This window comes from Alistipes sp. dk3624 (assembly GCF_009557455.1).
GTDB classification, from domain to species: Bacteria; Bacteroidota; Bacteroidia; order Bacteroidales; family Rikenellaceae; genus Alistipes_A; species Alistipes_A hominis.
The window spans coordinates 989,308-1,010,364 of record NZ_CP045651.1 but is presented as its reverse complement, the minus strand read 5'-3'; the positions used below and the strand labels follow the sequence as shown (position 1 = coordinate 1,010,364).

Below are 21,057 nucleotides of genomic sequence, written 5' to 3'. Positions count from 1 at the left end.
TTATTTTCGCTCGTCCTGCAGGCGGTACAGATCCTGCCGGGTCAGCCACAGGGCTTCGCGAGCTTCTTCCAGCGAGGCGATGGCCTGCCGCAGTTCGTCGCTGTATTTCATTTCCATCTCTTTGTCGGGAGACAGGTCTGTGGCGAGATCCGATCCGATGGCTTCCGCGTCTTTCTGTATTTTGTTCTGTAAGTGAGGAACCGGAAACGGCGGAACCTCCCGGTTTTGCCTGCGGCAGACCGCAGCGACGGTGCGCAGCAGCGCGGTGTTCGATTCGAGCAGCCTGCGTTCGCGGATCTCCCGCTTCCAGCGGTATTCCTCGGAGGTGTGCGACAGGCGGGTGAATATCAGTTCCTGTCCGGCCTTCAGGCGTTCGTAGTCCGGTTTCCCGTCCTTTTCCGGAAGGTGCCGCATCAGCGACAGGTAAGCTGAGTCCTGCATCAGCACCTGGCGCAGTTGTTCCTCCGCATCGTCGAAAGCCCGGCGATAGGCCTTGCAGGAGTCGATTTTCAGGTTGTAGGATGCGATGTCGAAACGATAGTCGGCCAGCGAATAGACTGGGGCGATGATCCCCTTGCGGTAAGCGATTTCGGTGGCTTCTTCGAACACGGCCCAGCCCAGTTCTTTTTCCATCTGACGCACCGTGTCTTCGAAACGGCGGACTTCCCTTTGCAGAGAATCCGTTTTTGCGGAAACGGATGAAGATGCCGTCTTTTCGGCTGCGGGAGAATCCGTGATTCGCGGGCTGAACGACAAGCACAGGCAACCCAGAGCGATCAATCCGGCAACGGCTGCATTTGTTTTCATGCTTTGCAGGGGTTAGGTTATCTTCCTGCAAGGTAACGAGTTTTTGCCGCATCGCCAAACGGCCGGGGCGTTTTTTTACAGATTTTCTTTTACGAATTCGATGCACCGTTCCAACAGGTGGTGCCGCGCATTGCCCATGCTGTGGTTTTTGTCCGGATAGATCCGCATTTCGAACGGTTTGCCGTGCGCGGTCAGTTGGGCGGCCATTTCGTAGGTGTTTTGAATGTGCACGTTGTCGTCGGCCGTGCCGTGCGCGATCAACAGTTTTCCTTCGAGCCGGTCGGCGAAACGGATCGGCGAATTGTCGTCGTAGCCCGACGGATTGTCCTGCGGCATGCCGTTATAAATTTCGGTGTAAACCGTGTCGTAGAAACGCCATGAGGTGACCGGCGCTACGGCGATCGCTATGCGGAACACGTCGTTGCCTTTCAGAATGCAGTTCAACGCCATGAACCCGCCGTAACTCCAGCCGTAAATGCCGATCCGCGACCCGTCCACGTAAGGCAGCGACCCCAGGTAGCGGGCCGCTTCGATCTGGTCTTCGGTTTCGTAGCGTCCCAGTTGCCGGTACGTGCATTTGCGGAACGATTCGCCGCGGAACCCGGTTCCCCGGCCGTCGACGCAGGCGACGATATAGCCTTGCTGCGCCAGCACGTCCGTCCATTCCATCGTCCAGCGGTCGGCGACCTGCTGCGATCCGGGACCGCTGTACTGGGTCATCAGCACCGGGTATTTTTTCGCCGGGTCGAAATCGCCGGGCCGCAGCAGATAGCCGTTCAGTTCGATGCCTTCCGAATTCCGGAACGTGAAAAATTCTTTGACCGGTACGTCCCGCTCCGCCAGCGTGTCCCGTAGCGCGGCGTTGTCTTCGAGCGTGCGGATCAGCCGGCCGTCGGCGGCGTGCAGCGTGATCCGCTCCGGCGTCTCGACGTTCGAAAAGTAACTGATGTAGTAGCGAAACCCTTCGGACGGCAGGATGTTGTAAGTGCCGTCGCCCCCGGTCAGCCGTTTCTTATCCTTGCCGTCCAGTCGGACCGCATACAGGTCGCGTCTGAGCGGCGAGGTTTCGGTGGACAAGTAGTAAACCCGGTCGTCGGAGACGCCCAGCATCGCCGTGACTTCCCACTGTCCGTCGGTCAGTTGTTTCAGAAAGCCTTTGCGGATGCTGTGCAAGTACAGGTGCATGTAGCCGTTCCGTTCGCTGCGGACGACGAAACGGTCGCCGTCGGGCAGGAACGTGACGGTCGACCGGTCGGCGTGTTCGACGTAGCGTTCGTCGCGTTCGTCGTAAACGACGCGCGTCGCGCCGTTGCGGTCGCTCAATAACACTTCGAAGTGATTTTGCAGCCTGTTCAGCCGGTAGAAAGCCAGCTCTCCGGACGGCGTCCACAGCAGGCGCGGAATGTATCGGTCGGTTTCGCCGCCGGTATCGATCCGGACGGTTTCGCCGGTTTCCAGATCGTGGCAGTAGAGTTCGACGATCGAGTTTTCCTCGCCGGCCTTCGGGTACTTGAACGTGTAGTTTTCCGGATACAGCTTCCCGTCGAAACGGTTCATATTGTACTCCCTGACGCGGCTTTCGTCGAACCGCAGCCAGGCGATCCGCCGTCCGTCGGGCGACCATTCGAACGCCCGCGCGAAGGCGAATTCCTCTTCGTATACCCAGTCGGGGATACCGTTGATGATGTGGTTCTTCCGTCCATCGGAGGTAATGCGGCGTTCGGCGCCGTCCGCGAGGTCGGCCACGAAAAGGTCGTTGTCGCGAACGAAGGCCACGCGGTGGCCGTCCGGCGAGAAGGCGGCCTGTTGCTGCGGCCCGCCCGTCGAAAGCCGCCTGAGCGATCCGTCTTTCGTATCGAATATCCAGTATTCGGCCGTGAACGAACGGCGGTACACCGGTTTTACGTCGGTCGACAGCAAGATGCGGGTTTCGTCGGCGCTGAACCGGTAATCCGTAAAGTCTATCGACGGGGTGGCTGTCGCGCGGTCGAAAATCACGGCCAGCCGTTCGCCCGTCCGGTAGCTGTATCGGACGATGCGGCCGCTGTCGACCGCCGTATAATGTTCGCCGTCGCGCATACTGCGGACGCCGCCGACGGTTTTCGGCGTGAACAAACCGCCGCGCAGGTCGGCGTAGTCGAAGCGGCCCTGGGCCGCCGCACCGGGATTCAGGATAAGCGCAGCCATCGTAATCAGGAAAAGTAAACGTCCGGCGTATCGTCCGCGCCGGGACAGGTCATACCGCGTTTCGAAATTCATCGGCAAGAGAGATTATTCGCCGGCCTTACACGCTTTCAGGCTCAGGTCGAGGCTCTTGATTTGGTGCGTCAGCGCGCCGACCGAGATGAAGTCTACGCCGCATTCGGCATATTCGCGCAGGTTTTTCAGCGTGATGCCGCCCGACGATTCGGTTTCGTACCGTCCGCCGATCAACGCGACCGCCTCGCGGGTCGTCTCCGGCGAGAAGTTGTCGAGCATGATCCGGTCTACGCCGCCTACCGAGAGCACTTCGCGGATGTCGTCCAGCGACCGCACCTCGACTTCGATCGGGATATTTTTGCCTTTCTCTTTCAGGTAGGCCTGCGTCTTGCGGATCGCGGGCGTGATGCCGCCGGCGAAGTCGATGTGGTTGTCCTTGAGGATCACCATGTCGAACAGCCCGATGCGGTGGTTGCCGCCGCCGCCGATGCGGACGGCCATCTTGTCCAGCACGCGCATGCCCGGCGTGGTTTTGCGCGTGTCGATCACCTGTGTTTTGAGCCCGTCCAGTTCCTGGACGTAAACGGCCGTCTGCGTCGCTACGCCGCTCATCCGCTGCATGATGTTCAGCAGGATGCGTTCGGCCTGCAACAATGAGATCAGCCGTCCTTCGACGTAAAAGGCGATGTCGCCCGGTTGGACGCGCGCGCCGTCGTCGAGCCGTTTTTCGAATTTCGCTTCCGGATCGAGCCGGCGCAGCACGGTTTCGGCGACTTCGACGCCGGCCAGGACGCCTTCCTGCTTGACGAGCAGCTTCATCCGGCCGCGTTCGTCGTGCGGGATGCACGCGAGCGACGAATGGTCGCCGTCGCCGATGTCCTCGCGGATGGCCAGTTCGATCAGGTCGTTGACGAACGGGATATATTCTTCCTTCATGTTCTTTTCGATTATAAGTTTATAACGCAGCAAAGGTAAAAAAAAATACGTATGCAGCTGTTTTTATCGGCCGCCGTCCGTCCGGTTCGCTTTGTATGGGCCGATCCGCCGTATTTTCCGGATTCCGTGAATTTTCGAAGCCGAAGGAATTGTGGTTCACCCTCAAAAAAGCGGGTAATAATTTTTATTGTTTTTTAAAAAGTTCTACCTTTGCTCGATCAACGGACGCCCAGGCATTTCGTAACCGGTTTGTTATAGTGCCCGGATGTCTGTTAACCGGTTGGATGATAACGATATGATCGGCGTTATGCCGGTTTGAGCATCATAGGCGGCGCGCGGAACGAAGACCGGAAACAGGATTCTTTCGCTTATTTTGCCGCAGTACATTAGGGAAGAAACAAGAAAACGAAAGTTATGAAAAATCTCAGAAGCAGTGTCTGTACCACGGGACGGAAAATGGCGGGAGCCAGAAGTCTCTGGAGAGCAAACGGAATGAAGGAAGAACAGTTCGGACAGCCGGTGATCGCCGTCGTCAACTCGTTCACTCAGTTCGTCCCCGGGCACGTGCATCTGCATGAAATCGGACAGCAAATCAAAGAGTGGATCGCCGAAGAGGGCTGTTTCGCCGCCGAGTTCAATACGATCGCCATCGACGACGGGATTGCGATGGGACACGACGGGATGCTCTATTCGCTGCCGTCGCGCGACCTGATCGCCGATAGCGTCGAATATATGTGCAACGCGCACAAGGTGGACGCGATGATCTGCATTTCGAACTGCGACAAGATCACCCCGGGGATGCTGATGGCCGCGATGCGGCTGAACATTCCGGCCGTTTTCGTGTCGGGGGGGCCGATGGAGGCCGGACGGCTCGGCGACCGCGCTTACGACCTGATCGACGTGATGGTCAAGGGAGCCGACAAGGATTTTTCGGACGACGATTTGTCGAAACTCGAACGCGCCGCTTGTCCGACTTGCGGTTCGTGCTCCGGTATGTTTACCGCCAACTCGATGAACTGTCTGACCGAGGCGCTGGGACTCTCGCTGCCCGGTAACGGAACGGTGTTAGCCACGCATAAACTGCGGACGGAGTTGTTTCGCAAGGCGGCCAAATTGATCGTCAAGAATGCCAGGGAATATTATTTCAACGATAACGAAGCCGTATTGCCGCGGTCGGTCGCTACGCGCGCGGCCTTCCTGAACGCGATGTCGATGGATATCGCGATGGGGGGGTCGTCGAATACCGTGCTGCACCTGCTGGCGGTTGCTCAAGAGGCCGGCGTGGATTTCACGATGAGCGACATCGACATGCTGTCGCGCCGCGTGCCGGTGATCTGCAAAGTTGCGCCGAACACGCCGCTGTACCATATTCAGGACGTCAACCGCGCCGGCGGAATCCTGAGCATTCTCGGCGAATTGAACCGAGGGAAGCTGCTCGATACGGCCGTCGTCCGCGTCGACGGAATGACGCTCGGCGAGGCGATCCGCCTGAACGACCTGCGTAGTCCGGACGTTGCCGACGAGGCGAAGACGCGTGCGCTGGCCGCTCCCGGCGAACGTTTCAACCTGAAGCTGGGTTCGCAGGATACGAGATACCCGGCGGCCGATACCGACCGCGAGAAGGGATGTATCCGCGACCTGGAGCATCCGTACCTGAAGGACGGCGGACTGGCCGTACTGTTCGGCAACATCGCCCGCAACGGCTGCATCGTCAAAACGGCGGGCGTCGACGAGTCGATCCTGCGTTTCGAGGGCAAAGCCCGCGTATTCGAATCGCAGGAAGAGGCCTGCGACGGTATTCTGGGCGGTAAGGTGAAAGCCGGCGACGTGGTGGTGATCCGTTACGAAGGACCGAAAGGGGGCCCCGGTATGCAGGAGATGCTGTACCCGACTTCGTACCTGAAGTCGGTGAACCTCGGCAAGGCGTGCGCGCTGATTACGGACGGTCGTTTTTCCGGCGGTACGTCGGGACTGTCGATCGGGCACGTTTCACCCGAGGCCGCAGCGGGCGGCGACATCGCGCTGGTAAAGGACGACGATACGATCCTTATCGATATACCGAACCGAACGATCAATGTAGAACTTACTTCGGAGGAGCTCGATATGCGCAGGCAGGCGATTGTCCGCTTCGAACCCGTGGAGCGCAACCGAGTCGTCAGTCGGGCCCTTAAGGCCTACGCATCGATGGTAACATCGGCCGACAAGGGCGGAGTACGCGAAAACATTTAGCAACACGTTGTTCGGGGAAACAGCCTTGTAATAGCAGAATCGTTTTCGGAATACGTTCCGGGCGGTTGCGGTTGTTTTCCGATGGTTGAATTTTAATACGTTCATTATGTCCAACAAACAAAAAATAAAAGGGGCCGAGGCTCTCTTACTGTCGCTTATAGCCGAAGGAACCGATACGATATTCGGTTACCCGGGCGGTCAGGTAATCCCGATTTACGATCATCTGTACCATCATACCGATCGGTTGAATCACATTCTCACGCGCCACGAACAGGGCGCCGTACATGCCGCGCAGGGTTATGCGCGCGCCACCGGCAAGGTGGGCGTTTGCCTGGCTACGTCCGGCCCGGGCGCTACGAACCTGGTGACCGGGATCGCCGACGCGATGCTCGACTCGACGCCGATCATCTGCATTACCGGGCAGGTGCCTTCGACTCTGCTCGGAACGGACGCCTTCCAGGAGGCCGATACGATCAGCATGACGATGCCGATTTCGAAATGGAATTTCCAAGTGACCAAAGCGTCCGAAATTCCGGGTGCGATCGCCAAGGCTTATTACATCGCCCGCACGGGACGTCCCGGGCCGGTGGTGATCGATATTTCGAAAAACGCTCAGGTCGAGGAGTTCGATTACAGTTATAAACCGTGCATTTATTTGCGCAGCTACAAGCCGCATCCGGAGGTTGATCCGAAAGCGATCCAGCGGGCCGTCGAAATGATCAATGCGGCCGAACGTCCGCTGCTGATCGTTGGACAGGGCGTAAAGCTCGCCGGCGCGGAGACCAAGTTGCTGGAGTTCGCCGAAGCGGCCGGAATCCCGATGGCGCAGACGCTAATGGGTATTTCGACCGTGCCGAACAGCCATCCGCTGTTCATCGGTATGCTCGGGATGCACGGCAATATCGCCGGTAACCGGATGACGCAGCAGAGCGATCTGATCGTGGCCGTCGGTATGCGTTTCAGCGACCGGGTGACCGGTAACGTGAAGCAGTATGCGCCGAATGCGAAGATCATCCACGTCGATATCGATCCGGCCGAACTGGGCAAGAACGTGGCCGTCGAACTGCCGATCCATGCCGACGCCGGCGACGCGTTCGACGCGCTGAAAGTGGGCATCCGGTATAAGGAGCGCGCCGAATGGATTGCGATGGCGGAAGACTACCATCGACGCGAATACGAAGTCGTCGTGAAGCCGAGCACCGATCCGCAGGGCGTCCGTATTTCGATGTACGACGTGGTCAGCACGCTGGCCGAGGCCGAAAAGGCCGATGCGGTGATCGTAACCGACGTGGGACAGCACCAGATGTTCAGCGCCCGCTATTCGAAGTTCAATCGTACGCGCAGTTTCATTACGTCCGGAGGGCTCGGCACGATGGGATTCGGGCTGCCCGCCGCGATGGGGGCGAAACTCGGCGTGCCCGACCGCGAAGTGGTCGTGATGATGGGCGACGGCGGGTTTCAGATGACGATGCAGGAGCTTGGGACGATCATGCAGAACAAGATCGGCGTCAAGATGATCGTGCTGAACAACCATTACCTCGGTATGGTGCGCCAATGGCAGCAGTTGTTCTTCGAAAAGCGTTATTCGTACACGAGCCTCGAAAACCCGAAGTTCACGATGATTGCCGAGGCGTACGGGATTCCGAACCGTCGCGTGACGCAGTTGTCGGAACTGAAAGGGGCGATCGACGAACTGGTGAAGGCTCCGGGAGCCTATTTCCTCGAAGTGGACGTGCTGTCCGAGGAGAACGTTTTTCCGATGGTGCCGGCCGGCGCATCGCTGTCGGATCTGATCGCCAAGGAACCTGACAAAAAGTAGAACCTAACGGAGTTGACAGTTATGATTAAGGAATATATCGTTATCGCATTTACGGAGAACCAGATCGGGGTGTTGAACCGGATTACGGCTCTCTACCTGCGGCGTAAGATCAACATCGAAAGTCTGAAAGTATCGGAATCGTCGATCAAGGGAATCAGTATGTTCGTGATCTCGGCTTTTACGACGCAGGAGGTTATCGACAAACTGGCCAAGCAACTGCGTAACATCGTCGAGGTGATCCAGGTGGAATACTATTCGAATGACGAGCTGATTACGCAGGAGATCGCGCTCTATAAACTTTCGTCGAAGATTTTCAAGGAGAGCGGCACGGTGGACATGATCGTCCGCGAGTGGAGCGCCCGTATCATCGAGATGAACCCGGCGTACGTAGTGGTCGAGAAGACCGGCACGCGCGAGGAGATCGAGAACATGCGCACGGAGCTCGAAAGCCGGGGAATCCTGATCGAGTTTACGCGTTCGGGCAGCGTGGTGCTGCACCGCGAGCCGAACGGAAACGGATTGAACGAACTATAACAAACTTATAAATCGATTTTTAAAAACAGAAAATCATGGCAAAAATGAATTTCGGGGGAGTTGTGGAGAACGTGACCACACGTGAAGAGTTCCCCCTGAGCAAAGCGCTCGAAGTGCTGAAGAACGAAACCATCGCAGTGATCGGATACGGCGTTCAGGGCCCCGGACAGTCTCTGAATCTGAAAGATAACGGATTCAACGTGATCGTCGGCCAGCGTAAAAATTCGAAGACGTGGGACAAAGCCGTTGCCGACGGCTGGGTTCCGGGAAAGACGCTGTTCGAAATCGAAGAGGCCTGCGAAAAGGCGACCATTATTCAGTACTTGCTGTCGGACGCCGCTCAGATCGCCGTATGGCCTTCCGTGAAAAAGCACCTGACGGCCGGCAAGGCGCTCTATTTCTCGCACGGTTTCGGCGCTACCTATTCGGATCGCACCGGTATCGTTCCTCCGAAAGACGTGGACGTGATCATGATCGCTCCGAAAGGTTCGGGTACTTCGCTGCGCCGTTTGTTCCTCGAAGGTCGCGGTTTGAACTCAAGCTATGCCGTTTTGCAGGATGCTACCGGCCGCGCTATGGAACGCGTGATCGCGCTGGGTATCGGCGTGGGTTCGGGCTACCTGTTCGAAACGACTTTCAAACGCGAGGTTTATTCCGACCTGACCGGCGAACGCGGTACGCTGATGGGCGCTATTCAGGGTATTTTCGCCGCGCAGTACCAGGTGTTGCGCGAAAACGGCCACACGCCGTCGGAAGCCTTCAACGAAACCGTTGAGGAATTGACCCAGAGCCTGATGCCGTTGGTAGGCGAAAACGGAATGGACTGGATGTACGCCAACTGCTCGACGACCGCACAGCGCGGCGCCCTGGACTGGTGGAAGCCGTTCCGCGACGCGACCCTGCCGGTGTTCAAGAAACTGTACGCCGAAGTGGCTGCCGGTAACGAAGCGCAGCGTTCGATCGACTCGAACAGCAAGCCGGATTACCGCGAAAAGCTGAACCAGGAGCTCAAAGAGCTGCGCGAAAGCGAAATGTGGCAGGCCGGTGCGACTGTCCGCAGCCTGCGTCCGGAAAGAAACAAATAATCCGTTTCGGACTGTTTCGTTTTTAAAGCGATCCCGCCGACGGCGGGATCGCTTCGTCGTTTTATAACAGTGCGTTTTCTCTCCTGAAATTCGGCCGGATCGTTTGCTGTTCGGGTGAGGGGAGTCGTTTATAAAACGAAAGACGCGTCGCATCGTGCGCGTCTTCCGGATGTTCGTCCCCGTTCGGAGCCGGTAGCATTTATTCGCCGAGCGTTTCGAGCAGGTCGTAGGAGGGTGCGAAAAACAGCGTGCCGGTTACGGCGGTACTGAAATCGAGCAGGCGGTCGGTATTGCCTGCCGGATCGCCGACGAACATGTTTTCCAGCATCCGCCGCGTGGTGGAGAACGTTCCCGCATAACCGATGAAATAGGTGCCGTATTCTCCTTTGGAGGTGTTGGCGAAAGGCATGTTCGCCCGTACGATCTTCAGGTCGTTGCCTGCGCTGTCCTGGATGTTGGTCACGGCATTGTGAGCGTTGGCGGGTTTCTCCTCGTCGGAGAGTTCCACGTCGTTGAATTTTTTCCGGCCGATCGTTTTTTCCTGTTCCTCGACCGGCAGGGCGTTCCATGCGTTCATGTCGTGCAGGTATTTCTGCACGAAAATGTAGCTGCCTCCCGCAAATCCGGAATCTTCATCCCCGATTACGGCGAACTCGTACGGATTTTCGTCCACGGCCGGGTTTTCGGTGCCGTCTACGAATCCGATGATCGCCTTGCCGTCCTGATACCTGAAGCCGTGAACTTCGTCAATGGGGTCTACGGTTCCTTTCAGCTTTTCGTCGATGATGGAAGCGAATTCGAAACAAACGCCCATCTGCCTGCCCCGGATGTGGAAAAACAGGTCTCCGGGCGTGGAAACCGCCGTATGCCTGGCGCCTTTGATCTCTTGGAACGTTTCGAGTTCCCGCGGTTTCGGCCGTTCCGGGAAAAGACGGCTCCATGCGTCGGCCCCGAATCCCATCGTACAACTGAACTGCATGTCGGGGAATCGGTTGCGTATGCTGCGGATCATGGCCGAGAAGTTGGCGCACAAATCTTTTATCCGGTCTGCCGTCCGGGGCGTTTCTTTGAGTCCGTACACGATAAAGACGGCGTTCTCGCCCGCTCTTTCGGTTACGTCCTGCGGTATGTTTCCTGCGATCGCAGGGGGCGTGTTTAAATTCATATCATTAGGATTAACGGTTGATCGCGCATTTGCCCCGGTTGCCGCGTACAGGGCGCCGGGGATCGAAAGATACGAAAGAAGGACAAAAAAAACAATGCTTTCTTTCGCTTTCCAAAGCTGAAAACAATATCGGATTCCGGAATGATTCATGGCCTTTGCGATTTGATATGCCGCGTTTTACGGACGACGGGACGGCCTTTTCGGGAATTGCCGGTTCGTCCGCTGTTTTTGCGTTCCGGTCGAAACCGATCGCGTGCGAACCGATGCTCAATCGTTCTCCCGACGGGACGGTTCGGAAATCGAAGGTATGGAATTTATCGTAATTTTCCGCCTTTCTCCGCCGGAAATTCCATAAATGTACCCGAATGCGGTATCGTTTTCCGGGAAGCGTTCGTCCGGCGGTACGAGTCGTTTTCGGGTACCCGGTCGGACGGCGGGTTTTGTAGTTCCGATCCGGCCGGAAGCGTACGATTTTTCGCGGAAATGATTACATTTGCAAATCTAAAATTCAGCTAAATGGAGAAAAAACTACATCGGGGGACCCTTTGCGTTCAGGCGGGATGGACTCCCAAAAAAGGCGAGCCCCGCGTGCTGCCGATTTATCAGAGCACCACGTTCAAATACGAGACGAGCGAACAGATGGCCCGGCTGTTCGATCTGGAAGAGAGCGGCTACTTCTATACCCGGCTGCAGAACCCGACCAACGATGCGGTAGCGGCGAAGATCGCTGCGCTCGAAGGCGGCGTAGCCGGCATGTTGACCTCTTCGGGCCAGGCCGCTTCGTTCTATTCCGTGTTCAACATCTGTTCGGCCGGCGACCACGTCGTCAGCGCGTCGACGATCTACGGCGGAACCTATAACTTGTTCGGCGTGACGTTGCCGAAACTGGGCATCGAGGTGACGTTCGTCGATCAGGACGCTTCCGAGGAGGAGATCGCCCGGGCGTTCCGTCCGAATACCAAAGCGCTGTTCGGCGAAACGATATCCAATCCCGGCGTAGCCGTGCTGGATATCGAGAAATTCGCGCGGATCGCGCACGGTCACGGCGTACCGCTGATCGTGGACAATACGTTCGCCACGCCGATCAACTGCCGCCCGATCGAGTGGGGGGCCGACATCGTGACGCACTCGACGACCAAATATATGGACGGCCATGCGACCAGCGTTGGCGGCGCGATCGTCGACAGCGGCAATTTCGATTGGGAAGCCCATGCGGACAAATACCCCGGACTGACCCGTCCCGACGCTTCGTATCACGGACTGACCTATACGAAAAATTTCGGCAAGTTGGCCTATATCACCAAGGCGACCGCGCAGTTGATGCGCGACCTGGGCTCGATCCAGTCGCCTCAAAACGCTTTTTTGTTGAACCTCGGACTCGAAACGCTGCACCTGCGGATGCCGCGCCACTGTGCCAATGCGCAGAAAGTAGCCGAATACCTGAAAGGCAACGGGCAGGTGGCATGGGTGAATTACTGCGGCCTGAAAGGGGACAAATACTACGATTTGGGGCAAAAATACCTGCCGAACGGTTCCTGCGGCGTGCTGTCGTTCGGACTGAAAGGCGGACGCGACGTGTCGATCCGTTTTATGGACAACCTGAAACTGGCCGCTATCGTCACGCATGTGGCCGACGCCCGCACTTCGGTGCTGCACCCGGCGAGCCATACCCACCGCCAACTAACCGACGAACAACTGATCGAAGCCGGCGTAGCGCCCGACTTGATCCGTTTTTCGGTCGGCATCGAGGATGCGGAGGATATCATCGCCGATATCGAACAGGCCTTGTCGAAATAGAGGATTATCCGGTTTTACGAATGGTTTGCGATGTGGCATTTTGCGGAATGCTGCATCGCTTTTTGTGTGAAAAAGGTGCTTATTTTTGTCTTTTGTAACAAAATTTTTCATCTTTGCAAAAGTTGGTCCGGATTGGAGGCTTGATTAAATTAGGGTTGCTGGATGAGAAAATTTCTACTTGCTTTGTTGCTGAGCGTTAGTGTCCTGGGCGTTTCCGCACAAAAATATACGATATCCGGAAGAGTGCAGATCGGCAAGTCGTCGAAAGGGGTTCCGATGGCCGTCGTGACGGTGGTCGACGCGAACCTGTGGGCGATTACCGACGACAATGGACATTTTTCGATCAGGAACGTGCAGGCCGGCAAGCATCCGGTCAATGTTTCGTGCCTGGGGTACGTCGCTCTGGACAGCGAGTTGAACGTGACCGGCGATAGGGACGATCTGGTTTTCCGGTTGTGCTGCGCCGACCTGAAACTCTCCGAAGTGGTGGTTACCGCGCGCGAGAACCGCAACAGCATGAGCACTTCGCGCGTGATCGACAAGGCGGCGCTGGACCATTTGCAGATGGTCAACGTTTCGGACGTGTCGAGCCTGCTGCCGGGCGGCAAAACCGTGAACCCGAACCTGATGAAAGACAACGTGTTTTCGATCCGCGACGGCGGCGTCTCGCAGGGGAACGCTTCGTTCGGTACGGCGGTCGAGGTCGACGGCGTACGGTTGTCGACGAACGCTTCGTTCGGCGACTTGTCCGGAGCGAGCACGCGGAATATCGCATCGAGCAACGTGGAATCCATCGAAGTAATTACGGGTATTCCGTCGGTCGAATACGGCGACCTGACGAGCGGCGTCGTCAAGGTAAAGACGCGCAAGGGCAAAACGCCTTATACGGCGACTTTTACGACGAACCCCAAAACCAAGCAGTTTTCGCTGAGCAAAGGTTTCGACCTGGGGAGGGATCTCGGTTCGCTGAATGTCGCGCTGGAGCATACGCGCGCGATCGACAACCCGGTTTCGCCGTACACGACTTACCAGCGGAACGGAATCGCGCTGAATTATGCGCGCGTTTTCAGGCGGGGAAGCACGCCGCTGAACTTTTCGGTCGGCCTGACGGGCAATCTCGGCGGCATGAATACCAAGGACGACCCGGACGCGCAGACCGGCGAGTGGAAAAAGGCGCACGACAATGCGTTGCGGTTCAATACTTCGCTCGACTGGCTGCTGAACAAATCCTGGATTACGAACGTGGCGGTAACGGCCTCGGTGAATTATGCCGACATGCTGTCGAAATACCACTTGCCGGTACATACCGCGTCGGAACAGCCGGCCGTGAATGCGACGACCGAAGGTTATTTCGTCGCCAATCAACTGCCTGTCAATTACGTGAACACACAGTTCATCGACTCGAAAGAGCTGGATTACGGGGTCTCGCTGAAGGCGAACTGGTCGCGCCGTTTCGACCGGCTGCTGAACCGGGTGAAAGCCGGCGTCACCTGGAGCGCGAACGGCAATGTCGGTCAGGGCGAGTATTATGAAAATCCGCAGTTGCAGCCGAACGGTTTCCGTCCCCGGCCGTATACGGACATTCCGTATATGCATAACCTGGCGGTCTACCTCGAAGACAACCTGACGCTGCAGCTCGGTCAGACTTCGCTCGGGGTGATGGCCGGCGTCCGCGGCGAGAAGACCCTGATCAAGAACATGCAGTACGACAAGGCGCAGAGCCTGTCGCCGCGATTCAATGTGAAATATACGCTGATCAATCGCGAACGGAAATATTTTCTGAACCAGTTGAACGTACGGGGCGGATGGGGAATCACCGAGAAACTGCCGTCGTTCAATATCCTTTACCCCGATCCGCTGTACCGCGATATCCAGGTGTTCGGGGCTTCGTACGCCGACAACCGCAGCGTGTATGTCTACCATACGACGCCCTATTCGATCGCCTACAACGACAACCTGCGGTGGATGCGTAACCGGAATATCGAGGTCGGGGTGGATCTGACCCTCGACGGCACCCGGATATCGGTGGCCGGTTATTTCAATAAAACCAAGTATCCTTATCGCCTCAATACGACCTATTCGCCGTTCGAATACCGCATCAGTCAAGTGCCGGGCGGTTATAAAATGCCGGCCAATCCCGACATCGTCGTGGATAACCGCACCGGTCAGATCCTCGTGGGCGACAAGGACGATCCGTCGGCCGGTTACACGCCGATGGATACCAAGGTGATGGACAAGACTTTCGTGAAGAACATCTATCAGGACAACAGTTCGCCGGTCGACCGGAAAGGTTTGGAAGTGACGGTCGATTTCCCGCAGATTCCGTCGATCCGGACACAGTTCCGTTTCGATGCCGCTTATACGAACGTGAAGTACGTCAACGAAGGGTTTTCCTACATTTACAAGGAAAACCAGTCGCATTCGTCGATTCCGGGTCGTTCGTTCGAGTACGTGGGGATTTATGCCGACAACGGCGGTTCGACGACCGCCACCTACAACGGCCGGCAGACGAAGCGTCTCGATGCGAACCTGACCGCCATTACGCACATTCCGTCGATCCGGATGGTCATCTCGTTGCGCCTGGAGGCGTCGCTGGTTTCGCGCTCGCGGAACATCTCGTCCTATCACGGTAAACAACTGGCCTACCAGGTGGAGCAGGAGGGCGAGAGCTATACGGCGCTGAGGCCGCTTTACTATATGGATCTGGAAGGAAACGTCTACAATTACGACGATGCCGCCGCAAACGATCCCGTGCTCAAGGGGTTGATAATCAACGGGAACTCATTCCAGTTGAAACAGGACGGGTACGATCCTTATTTTTCAGCCAATCTGAGCATTACCAAGGAGATCGGTAACGTGGCGTCGGTTTCGTTCTACGCCAACAACTTTACCAATGCCCGCAAGTACCTGGCTTCGTATGCGAGCGGGGTGAAGGTGATCCTGACTCCCGATTTTTATTACGGACTGACCTTGCGGTTAAAATTTTAGCGGAAAAGGAGTATGAAAAAGTATAAATATATCGCGGGAATCGTATTGGGCATGGTCGCTGTCGTGTTGTGTTCGTGCAACGACTTGCTCGACGGGAAGGATAATCCGTACGAGGGGACGACTCGGGAGCTCACCGTGCGGCTGGTGTACCCCGAAGGTCATCCCGACCGGGAGGGCGGGAGCGCGCGGGTGACTCTGGAGGACGTGGACAGGGGCACGGTTTATACGGCTTCGGCCGGCAACGACGATATGGCCCGGTTCGAAGTGGCTTTCGGAATTTACCGGGTCAGCGCGCGCGACCGGGTGTCGGAGCAGGATGCGGTCATCTATTTCAACGGCGCGCGCGATCAGATGATCGTCTCTGCGGCCAGCGACCTTTCGCAGCCGGTGAATATCCCGCTGGTGGCTTCCAAAACCAGTCAAATCGTCATCAAGGAGGTCTACTGCGGCGGCTGTAAGAAAGATCCGCTGGAAGGTACTTATCAGAGCGATAAGTACGTGATCCTGTACAACAATTCCGAAAAGGTCGCCTACCTCGACAATATCTGTTTCGGAACGGTCGATCCTTACAATGCGTACGGAACGAACGTCTGGCTGATTGCCGATCCCGAGACCGGGGAGAAATCGTTCCGGGATTACGTGCCGCTGGTGGAGTGCGTGTGGGGTTTTCCGGGCGGCGGTACGGATTATCCGCTCGAACCTGGCGGCCAGGCCGTAATGTGCATCAACGGGGCGATAGACCATACGTTGCAGTATCCGCTGTCGGTCGATCTGAACCGTGCGGATTGTTTCGTCTGCTACGACAATACGTACTATACCAACACGACTTACCATCCCACTCCGGGGGATAAAGTGCGCACTGACCGTTACATGCAGGTGCTTCGGAAGACCGGAACGGCGAAGGCTTATACGATTTCGGTCGATTCGCCGACGACGCTGTTTTTCAAGGTGCCCGCAGAAGCCGGCACCGCCAGAGAGTATATGAACGACGCGGCCAACGAGGTGTTGAAGCCCGGTTATCCGGGAACCCGCTGCATCAAAGTGCCGAACGAATGGATCATGGACGGCATGGAGGTCTTTTCGGGCAGCTCGACCGGAAATGCGAAACGGCTGGCGCCTGCGATCGACGCCGGTTACGTAACGCTGACTGAGAATTTCCTCGGGCGGACCCTGTACCGCAACGTCGATGCCGAGGCCACGCTCGCGATCGAGGGCAATCCGGTGGTGTACGGGTACGCCTACGGGAACGATCCGAGCGGGATCGACGCCGAGGCTACGCTGAAGGCGGGCGGTAGGGTCGTTTATCAGGATACCAACAATTCGACGCAGGATTTCCACGAGCGCAGCGTCCAGTCGCTCCATACGGGCGTCCGGTGACGGAGCGCCTTGAAAAAATGAAAGTTATGATACGGATACGAAGATACATAGCGGTTTTATCGGTGACGCTGGCGGTGACGGCGGTGGGTTTTACGGCATCCGCCCAAAAAAGGCATCGGGGGCGTGGAACGGAATGTCCGGTGTCCGACACCCGGAAATGCCGTGAAAAATCACCGAAATTCAGGCCGTCCGTTCAGGCGGAAAGGAAGGAGAAACCGTTGTACGATTTCGATTACATTGCGCGCAGCGACGGGTGGCTCACGTCGTACAATGCGGCGGGGCTTCACGGCGCGGTTCCGGTTCCGGGTGTCTCTTATGCCGAGGCTTATTTCGGTAAACAGAACGGTCGTTTTATCAATTACTGGGAATCCGACGACAGCTATGATTTCGGGCTTAAGACCGAGTCGTTCAGGCGTTTCGAGAAAGTTTCATTCTACGGGAAAATGCAGTACCGCTATTTTCGGGGCCAGCATATGTCCGGGTCGATTCTGCTGAATCCCGGCGACCGGCCGTTCGATCTGGTGGAGTTTACGCCCGGGACGAAGACGCGGGAGCAGTATATCCTGTCCGGCGGGGTAGGCTTTTTGCTGACCAAGAAACTGACCGGCGGCTTGAGAATCGATTATGAAGCCGACAACTACGCCAAACGCAAGGATTTGCGCCACAGCAATACGATGATGGATCTGAATCTTTCGGCAGGATTTGTGTATCGTTTCGCTGCGGTGGAACTGGGGGCCAATTACCTGTACCGCAAAAATACCGAGCGGGTGCTGTGCGAGCAAATCGGGACGACCGGCGAGAATTACGATATGTTTTTCAACAAAGGCGTGTGGTTCGGCGAGAAGGGTCTGTGGACGGGCAACGGTATGCATCTGAACGAACCGGGGATCTCGGGTCTGCCGATGAAGGATTCCGAGCAGGGCGCTGCGCTACAGATCGCTTTCCGGAGCAGGGGATTCCGTTTTTTCAACGAGTTCACCTACCGGTACCGTAAGGGCGAGACGGGGGAGAAGGGGACGATCTGGACGCACAGCGGATCGGATGTACTGGAATACCGCGGCGTAATGAGTGTCGCGCATCGTCGGAACGTCCATCTGATCCGGGGAAACTTCCGATACGTCAACCTGAAGAACAATGAAAATGTCCTGCGCAGCGAAAATATCGGCGGGGTGGTGCAGACCGTTATCTACGGCAGTCGGCAGATTTACCGCCAGCGTGCGGTCAATGCCGGTCTGGAGTACGAGTTCGACTGGAAGGCCGACCGTTACAATCCGGTGATGAGCCTGCGTGCCGGTGCGGACTACTACAATCGCAGCGGGATCGGCTCGCTGGTTTTTCCGTACACCCGTTCGCAGTATGTCGAGAATGTACGGGTGCATATCGGTGCCGACCGCAATTTCAGGGTCGGACGCGGGTGGCTGAAGTGCAGCGTCGAGCTGGCATGCCATACGGGCGGCGGCAGCCGGCTCGGGGAGGGGCAGACGGCCTCTTCGGTGCCGGATATGGAGCCCGGAGTCTATGCGGCGGGCAACGAGGAGTACCGAAATTACGAATACGAATACCTTGCAGCGACCCGGGGGGAACTGTCGCTCGGAGTGCGCTATACGCATCCGGTGGGCCGGATCGCCCTGCCCGTGTACGGGGATCTGGGATGGAGTGGCGTTCATGCCGGTAAGTTGGATTGGGTAGCCGGCCGGAACCGCAGCGTTTTCGCGCTGGCGATCGGTTGCCAGTTCTGAGCGGAAAGAACGATAGAAGAAGTAGAAGAGATTGTATGAATGTTTTACTAAAAAAATGCGTTATGAAAAAAATGATCTATTTATGGGCCGCCTTTGCGCTGCCTTTGCTGTTCGTCGCCTGTAGCGACGACAAGAACGACGATCCGGTCGATCCCGTGCTCAAGTTCAAGGAGGCGGAAGTGATCGCCGATCCCGCCGGAGGTACCTATACGGCCGAATTGGAATCTAACGTCGCATGGACGGTGACCTCCAAAAGTTCGAATATCAGTTCGCTGAATATGGAGTCGGGCAAAGGCAATGCCACGCTGTCGTTTTTCGTTTCCCCGAAAACCGGCGACGACGTAACCGGAAATATTACGGTCAAAGCCGCTTCGAGCGCGCTTACGGCCGTGCTGACGGTAAAACAGGATAAGATTTCGATCGCATTCGTTCCGGCCGATACGACCGCTTCGATGGACGGCGGCGAGTTCAAGGCCAAGCTGGTTTGTAATACCGAATGGGAAGTTACCGGAGTAGCGGGTTCGTTCGAAGGCGCCGACCTGGGCGATAGCGGCAAGGGCGATCATACCTTTACGCTGAAGATCGGAGCGAACGAATCCGAGGAAACCCTCGTTTACGAGCTTACCGTATCGACGAAATTCTCGCCGTTGATGGAGGCGATGGAGGCTACGTACACGATTACGCAGGGAGTGCCGTCGCTCGAATACGGCGGCGTTACCTACAAGATCGTTAAGCTGGCCGACGACCGCTGGTGGATGGCCGAGAATCTGCGCTACCTGCCTGCCGGAAAGACTCCTTCGTCCGATCCCGCCGACGGCAACGGGGTTTGGTATCCGGGATTCCTCGGAGAACCGGCTACCGACGCTGCGTCCGTTGAAAAAATGGGTTACCTGTACGACTATGCTACGGCGTTCGGCGTAAGCGAGATAACCGCCTCGAACTGGAATCAGCAGGAAGGCAAGCAGGGTATTTGCCCGGAAGGGTGGCATATTCCGACCAAAGCGGAGCTGGACGCCCTTGCGGGAGCCGGCAACGAAGCGGAAGGAATCGCTCCCGGTAAGTATTATGTGGCTGAGCAGAAAGGAGCCCCGCTGGCCGATCTGAACGGTGCGGGTTTCGACGTCGTACTGTCCGGCGCGATCAACAAGACGACCGATCAGGCCGAAGGAAAATATGCCAGCAATGCTAAGGATCTCGATTACAATTCGCTCGGGTACTTTATGGGTTCGACCGGTTATCAGTTCAAGCTGAACGATAAGACCGGTGCGACGACGGCCCAATCGTATAGCATGTTGCTGACCAATAATGCGACTTACCAACGTGCACAGGTAATGTACGGTCCGATATTCGGCGGACAGGCTGTGCGTTGCATCAAGGACGAAGCGAAATAACGCGCCGTCGTATTCAATAAAAACCGCCCGGATTCGCGCGAATCCGGGCGGTTTTTATTTTCGGTAGCGGGACGACGTTTGTCCGAGGCGTCTCCGGATCAGTACAGTCCGATCAGTTCGAGCGGATAATCGGTTTCGATGATATCCGGATTTTTGGCGATCTCCGTCCGGTATCCCTCTTTCCGTTTTTCCGCTTCCGGCAGCCGGTCGACCGTCGGGGCTACCGAGATCATGCACCGGACGCCCTTTGCGTGCAGCGCGTCGTACAGTTCCCGCTGTTCGGGTTTCATCGTACCGCTGACCACGTAGGCGATGAACCGCGACCAAGGAATCCCGGTGGCTTCGTATTCGCGGAATTGCCGCATGTCGCCGATCCAGGCCGAGAAGTGCGCGTCCGGATCGAGTCCGTAGCAGGTGCGCGCGTCGTCGGCCGAGTGTACCGTGTAAATGACGTTTTTGGCTTTCAGTTCGTTGACGAGCCGGATCAGCACGTCGCGGGGAACCTCTTTTTTATCGAAGTTCAGGATCGTTTTACCGCGGCTCCAACGGATCACGTCGCTGACGCGCGGTATTTTATACGGGGTCACCGTGCCCTGGCGGTCTACGAGGTTGAACCGTTGCAGTTCTTCGTAGGTATAGTCCGATACTTTTCCTTTGCCGGTCGTCGTGCGGTCGATCGTCGGGTCGTGCATCAGCACGATCACGCTGTCTCGGGTCATCTGCGGGTCGATCTCGAAGAACGACGGCATATGGCTCAGCGTATTTTCGAACGTTTCGATGCAGTTTTCCGGGTATCCCGGCGCCATGCCGCCGCGGTGTCCGCTGACGATCGTGCCGCATCCGGGCGTATAGCGGAAGTACGCTTCGACCTGGGCGTAGTTTCTGCATGGGACGGTATGCAGCCGTTTTTTCTGTGCGGATGCTCCGCGCGCCGTGAGCAGCAACACAGCCGTTGCCGTCCATGCGATGATTCCGATTATTCGTTTCATTA

At 57.0% G+C, this 21,057-nt stretch carries 14 protein-coding genes; 9 read left to right on the top strand and 5 right to left on the bottom strand.

Going from position 1 to position 21,057, the window contains the following annotated elements; all coding sequences use genetic code 11:
• The 3 genes from GFH31_RS04245 to nadC form a co-directional block, all read right to left on the bottom strand.
• Complete coding sequence (locus tag GFH31_RS04245; protein ID WP_153498165.1) at nucleotides 1-807, bottom strand: hypothetical protein; 807 nt, start codon at nucleotides 805-807, stop codon at nucleotides 1-3.
• A 75-nt stretch (nucleotides 808-882) separates the two neighbouring features.
• Complete coding sequence (locus GFH31_RS04240) at nucleotides 883-3,066, bottom strand: S9 family peptidase (RefSeq protein ID WP_228385798.1); 2,184 nt, start codon at nucleotides 3,064-3,066, stop codon at nucleotides 883-885.
• Between the two features lie 12 nt (nucleotides 3,067-3,078).
• Complete coding sequence (nadC, locus tag GFH31_RS04235) at nucleotides 3,079-3,942, bottom strand: carboxylating nicotinate-nucleotide diphosphorylase (protein ID WP_055205131.1); 864 nt, start codon at nucleotides 3,940-3,942, stop codon at nucleotides 3,079-3,081.
• Nucleotides 3,943-4,356: 414 nt separating this feature from the next.
• Between nadC and ilvD the strand changes: the two genes are divergently transcribed.
• The 4 genes from ilvD (at nucleotide 4,357) to ilvC (ending at nucleotide 9,609) form a co-directional block, all read left to right on the top strand.
• Complete coding sequence (gene ilvD / locus GFH31_RS04230; RefSeq protein WP_081032582.1) at nucleotides 4,357-6,171, top strand: dihydroxy-acid dehydratase; 1,815 nt, start codon at nucleotides 4,357-4,359, stop codon at nucleotides 6,169-6,171.
• 106 nt (nucleotides 6,172-6,277) lie between these two features.
• Nucleotides 6,278-7,990 carry a biosynthetic-type acetolactate synthase large subunit gene (ilvB, locus tag GFH31_RS04225; protein ID WP_055205132.1) on the top strand — a complete coding sequence of 571 codons (1,713 nt, stop codon included), beginning with the start codon at nucleotides 6,278-6,280 and terminating at the stop codon, nucleotides 7,988-7,990.
• Between the two features lie 21 nt (nucleotides 7,991-8,011).
• The gene (ilvN, locus tag GFH31_RS04220; protein ID WP_055204624.1) at nucleotides 8,012-8,524 is read left to right on the top strand and encodes an acetolactate synthase small subunit; all 513 of its coding nucleotides are present in this window, start codon (nucleotides 8,012-8,014) and stop codon (nucleotides 8,522-8,524) included.
• Nucleotides 8,525-8,559: 35 nt separating this feature from the next.
• On the top strand, nucleotides 8,560-9,609 hold the full coding sequence (gene ilvC, locus GFH31_RS04215; protein WP_055204626.1) for a ketol-acid reductoisomerase: 1,050 nt from the start codon (nucleotides 8,560-8,562) through the stop codon (nucleotides 9,607-9,609).
• Between the two features lie 199 nt (nucleotides 9,610-9,808).
• Here ilvC and GFH31_RS04210 read toward each other — a convergent pair whose 3' ends face one another.
• Nucleotides 9,809-10,774, bottom strand: coding sequence for a Dyp-type peroxidase (locus GFH31_RS04210; RefSeq protein WP_118458953.1), 966 nt, complete (start codon nucleotides 10,772-10,774; stop codon nucleotides 9,809-9,811).
• A gap of 516 nt (nucleotides 10,775-11,290) precedes the next feature.
• On the opposite strand from GFH31_RS04210, the gene GFH31_RS04205 reads away from it, so the two are divergent.
• The 5 genes from GFH31_RS04205 to GFH31_RS04185 all read left to right on the top strand — a co-directional run bounded on the left by GFH31_RS04205 (nucleotide 11,291) and on the right by GFH31_RS04185 (nucleotide 20,066).
• Complete coding sequence (locus GFH31_RS04205; RefSeq protein ID WP_101572466.1) at nucleotides 11,291-12,571, top strand: O-acetylhomoserine aminocarboxypropyltransferase/cysteine synthase family protein; 1,281 nt, start codon at nucleotides 11,291-11,293, stop codon at nucleotides 12,569-12,571.
• Nucleotides 12,572-12,733: 162 nt separating this feature from the next.
• Nucleotides 12,734-15,559 carry a TonB-dependent receptor domain-containing protein gene (locus tag GFH31_RS04200; RefSeq protein WP_101572468.1) on the top strand — a complete coding sequence of 942 codons (2,826 nt, stop codon included), beginning with the start codon at nucleotides 12,734-12,736 and terminating at the stop codon, nucleotides 15,557-15,559.
• Nucleotides 15,560-15,571: 12 nt separating this feature from the next.
• The gene (locus GFH31_RS04195) at nucleotides 15,572-16,936 is read left to right on the top strand and encodes a DUF4876 domain-containing protein (protein WP_101572470.1); all 1,365 of its coding nucleotides are present in this window, start codon (nucleotides 15,572-15,574) and stop codon (nucleotides 16,934-16,936) included.
• A 26-nt stretch (nucleotides 16,937-16,962) separates the two neighbouring features.
• Complete coding sequence (locus tag GFH31_RS12800) at nucleotides 16,963-18,675, top strand: DUF6850 family outer membrane beta-barrel protein (protein ID WP_172970783.1); 1,713 nt, start codon at nucleotides 16,963-16,965, stop codon at nucleotides 18,673-18,675.
• Nucleotides 18,676-18,737: 62 nt separating this feature from the next.
• The gene (locus GFH31_RS04185; RefSeq protein ID WP_172970784.1) at nucleotides 18,738-20,066 is read left to right on the top strand and encodes an FISUMP domain-containing protein; all 1,329 of its coding nucleotides are present in this window, start codon (nucleotides 18,738-18,740) and stop codon (nucleotides 20,064-20,066) included.
• Nucleotides 20,067-20,164: 98 nt separating this feature from the next.
• Here the strand turns inward: GFH31_RS04185 and GFH31_RS04180 are convergent, their stop codons facing one another.
• A complete protein-coding gene (locus tag GFH31_RS04180; protein ID WP_153498167.1) occupies nucleotides 20,165-21,055 on the bottom strand; it encodes a glycerophosphodiester phosphodiesterase family protein in 891 nt (296 codons plus the stop codon).
• Nucleotides 21,056-21,057: the final 2 nt, after the last annotated feature.

Bases quoted from the DNA above. Each gene is read 5' to 3' on its own strand.
- GFH31_RS04245 (WP_153498165.1), bottom strand. From the start codon at position 807: ATGAAAACAAATGCAGCCGTTGCCGGATTGATCGCTCTGGGTTGCCTG.
- GFH31_RS04240 (WP_228385798.1), bottom strand. From the start codon at position 3,066: ATGAATTTCGAAACGCGGTATGACCTGTCCCGGCGCGGACGATACGCC.
- nadC (WP_055205131.1), bottom strand. From the start codon at position 3,942: ATGAAGGAAGAATATATCCCGTTCGTCAACGACCTGATCGAACTGGCC.
- ilvD (WP_081032582.1), top strand. From the start codon at position 4,357: ATGAAAAATCTCAGAAGCAGTGTCTGTACCACGGGACGGAAAATGGCG.
- ilvB (WP_055205132.1), top strand. From the start codon at position 6,278: ATGTCCAACAAACAAAAAATAAAAGGGGCCGAGGCTCTCTTACTGTCG.
- ilvN (WP_055204624.1), top strand. From the start codon at position 8,012: ATGATTAAGGAATATATCGTTATCGCATTTACGGAGAACCAGATCGGG.
- ilvC (WP_055204626.1), top strand. From the start codon at position 8,560: ATGGCAAAAATGAATTTCGGGGGAGTTGTGGAGAACGTGACCACACGT.
- GFH31_RS04210 (WP_118458953.1), bottom strand. From the start codon at position 10,774: ATGAATTTAAACACGCCCCCTGCGATCGCAGGAAACATACCGCAGGAC.
- GFH31_RS04205 (WP_101572466.1), top strand. From the start codon at position 11,291: ATGGAGAAAAAACTACATCGGGGGACCCTTTGCGTTCAGGCGGGATGG.
- GFH31_RS04200 (WP_101572468.1), top strand. From the start codon at position 12,734: ATGAGAAAATTTCTACTTGCTTTGTTGCTGAGCGTTAGTGTCCTGGGC.
- GFH31_RS04195 (WP_101572470.1), top strand. From the start codon at position 15,572: ATGAAAAAGTATAAATATATCGCGGGAATCGTATTGGGCATGGTCGCT.
- GFH31_RS12800 (WP_172970783.1), top strand. From the start codon at position 16,963: ATGATACGGATACGAAGATACATAGCGGTTTTATCGGTGACGCTGGCG.
- GFH31_RS04185 (WP_172970784.1), top strand. From the start codon at position 18,738: ATGAAAAAAATGATCTATTTATGGGCCGCCTTTGCGCTGCCTTTGCTG.
- GFH31_RS04180 (WP_153498167.1), bottom strand. From the start codon at position 21,055: ATGAAACGAATAATCGGAATCATCGCATGGACGGCAACGGCTGTGTTG.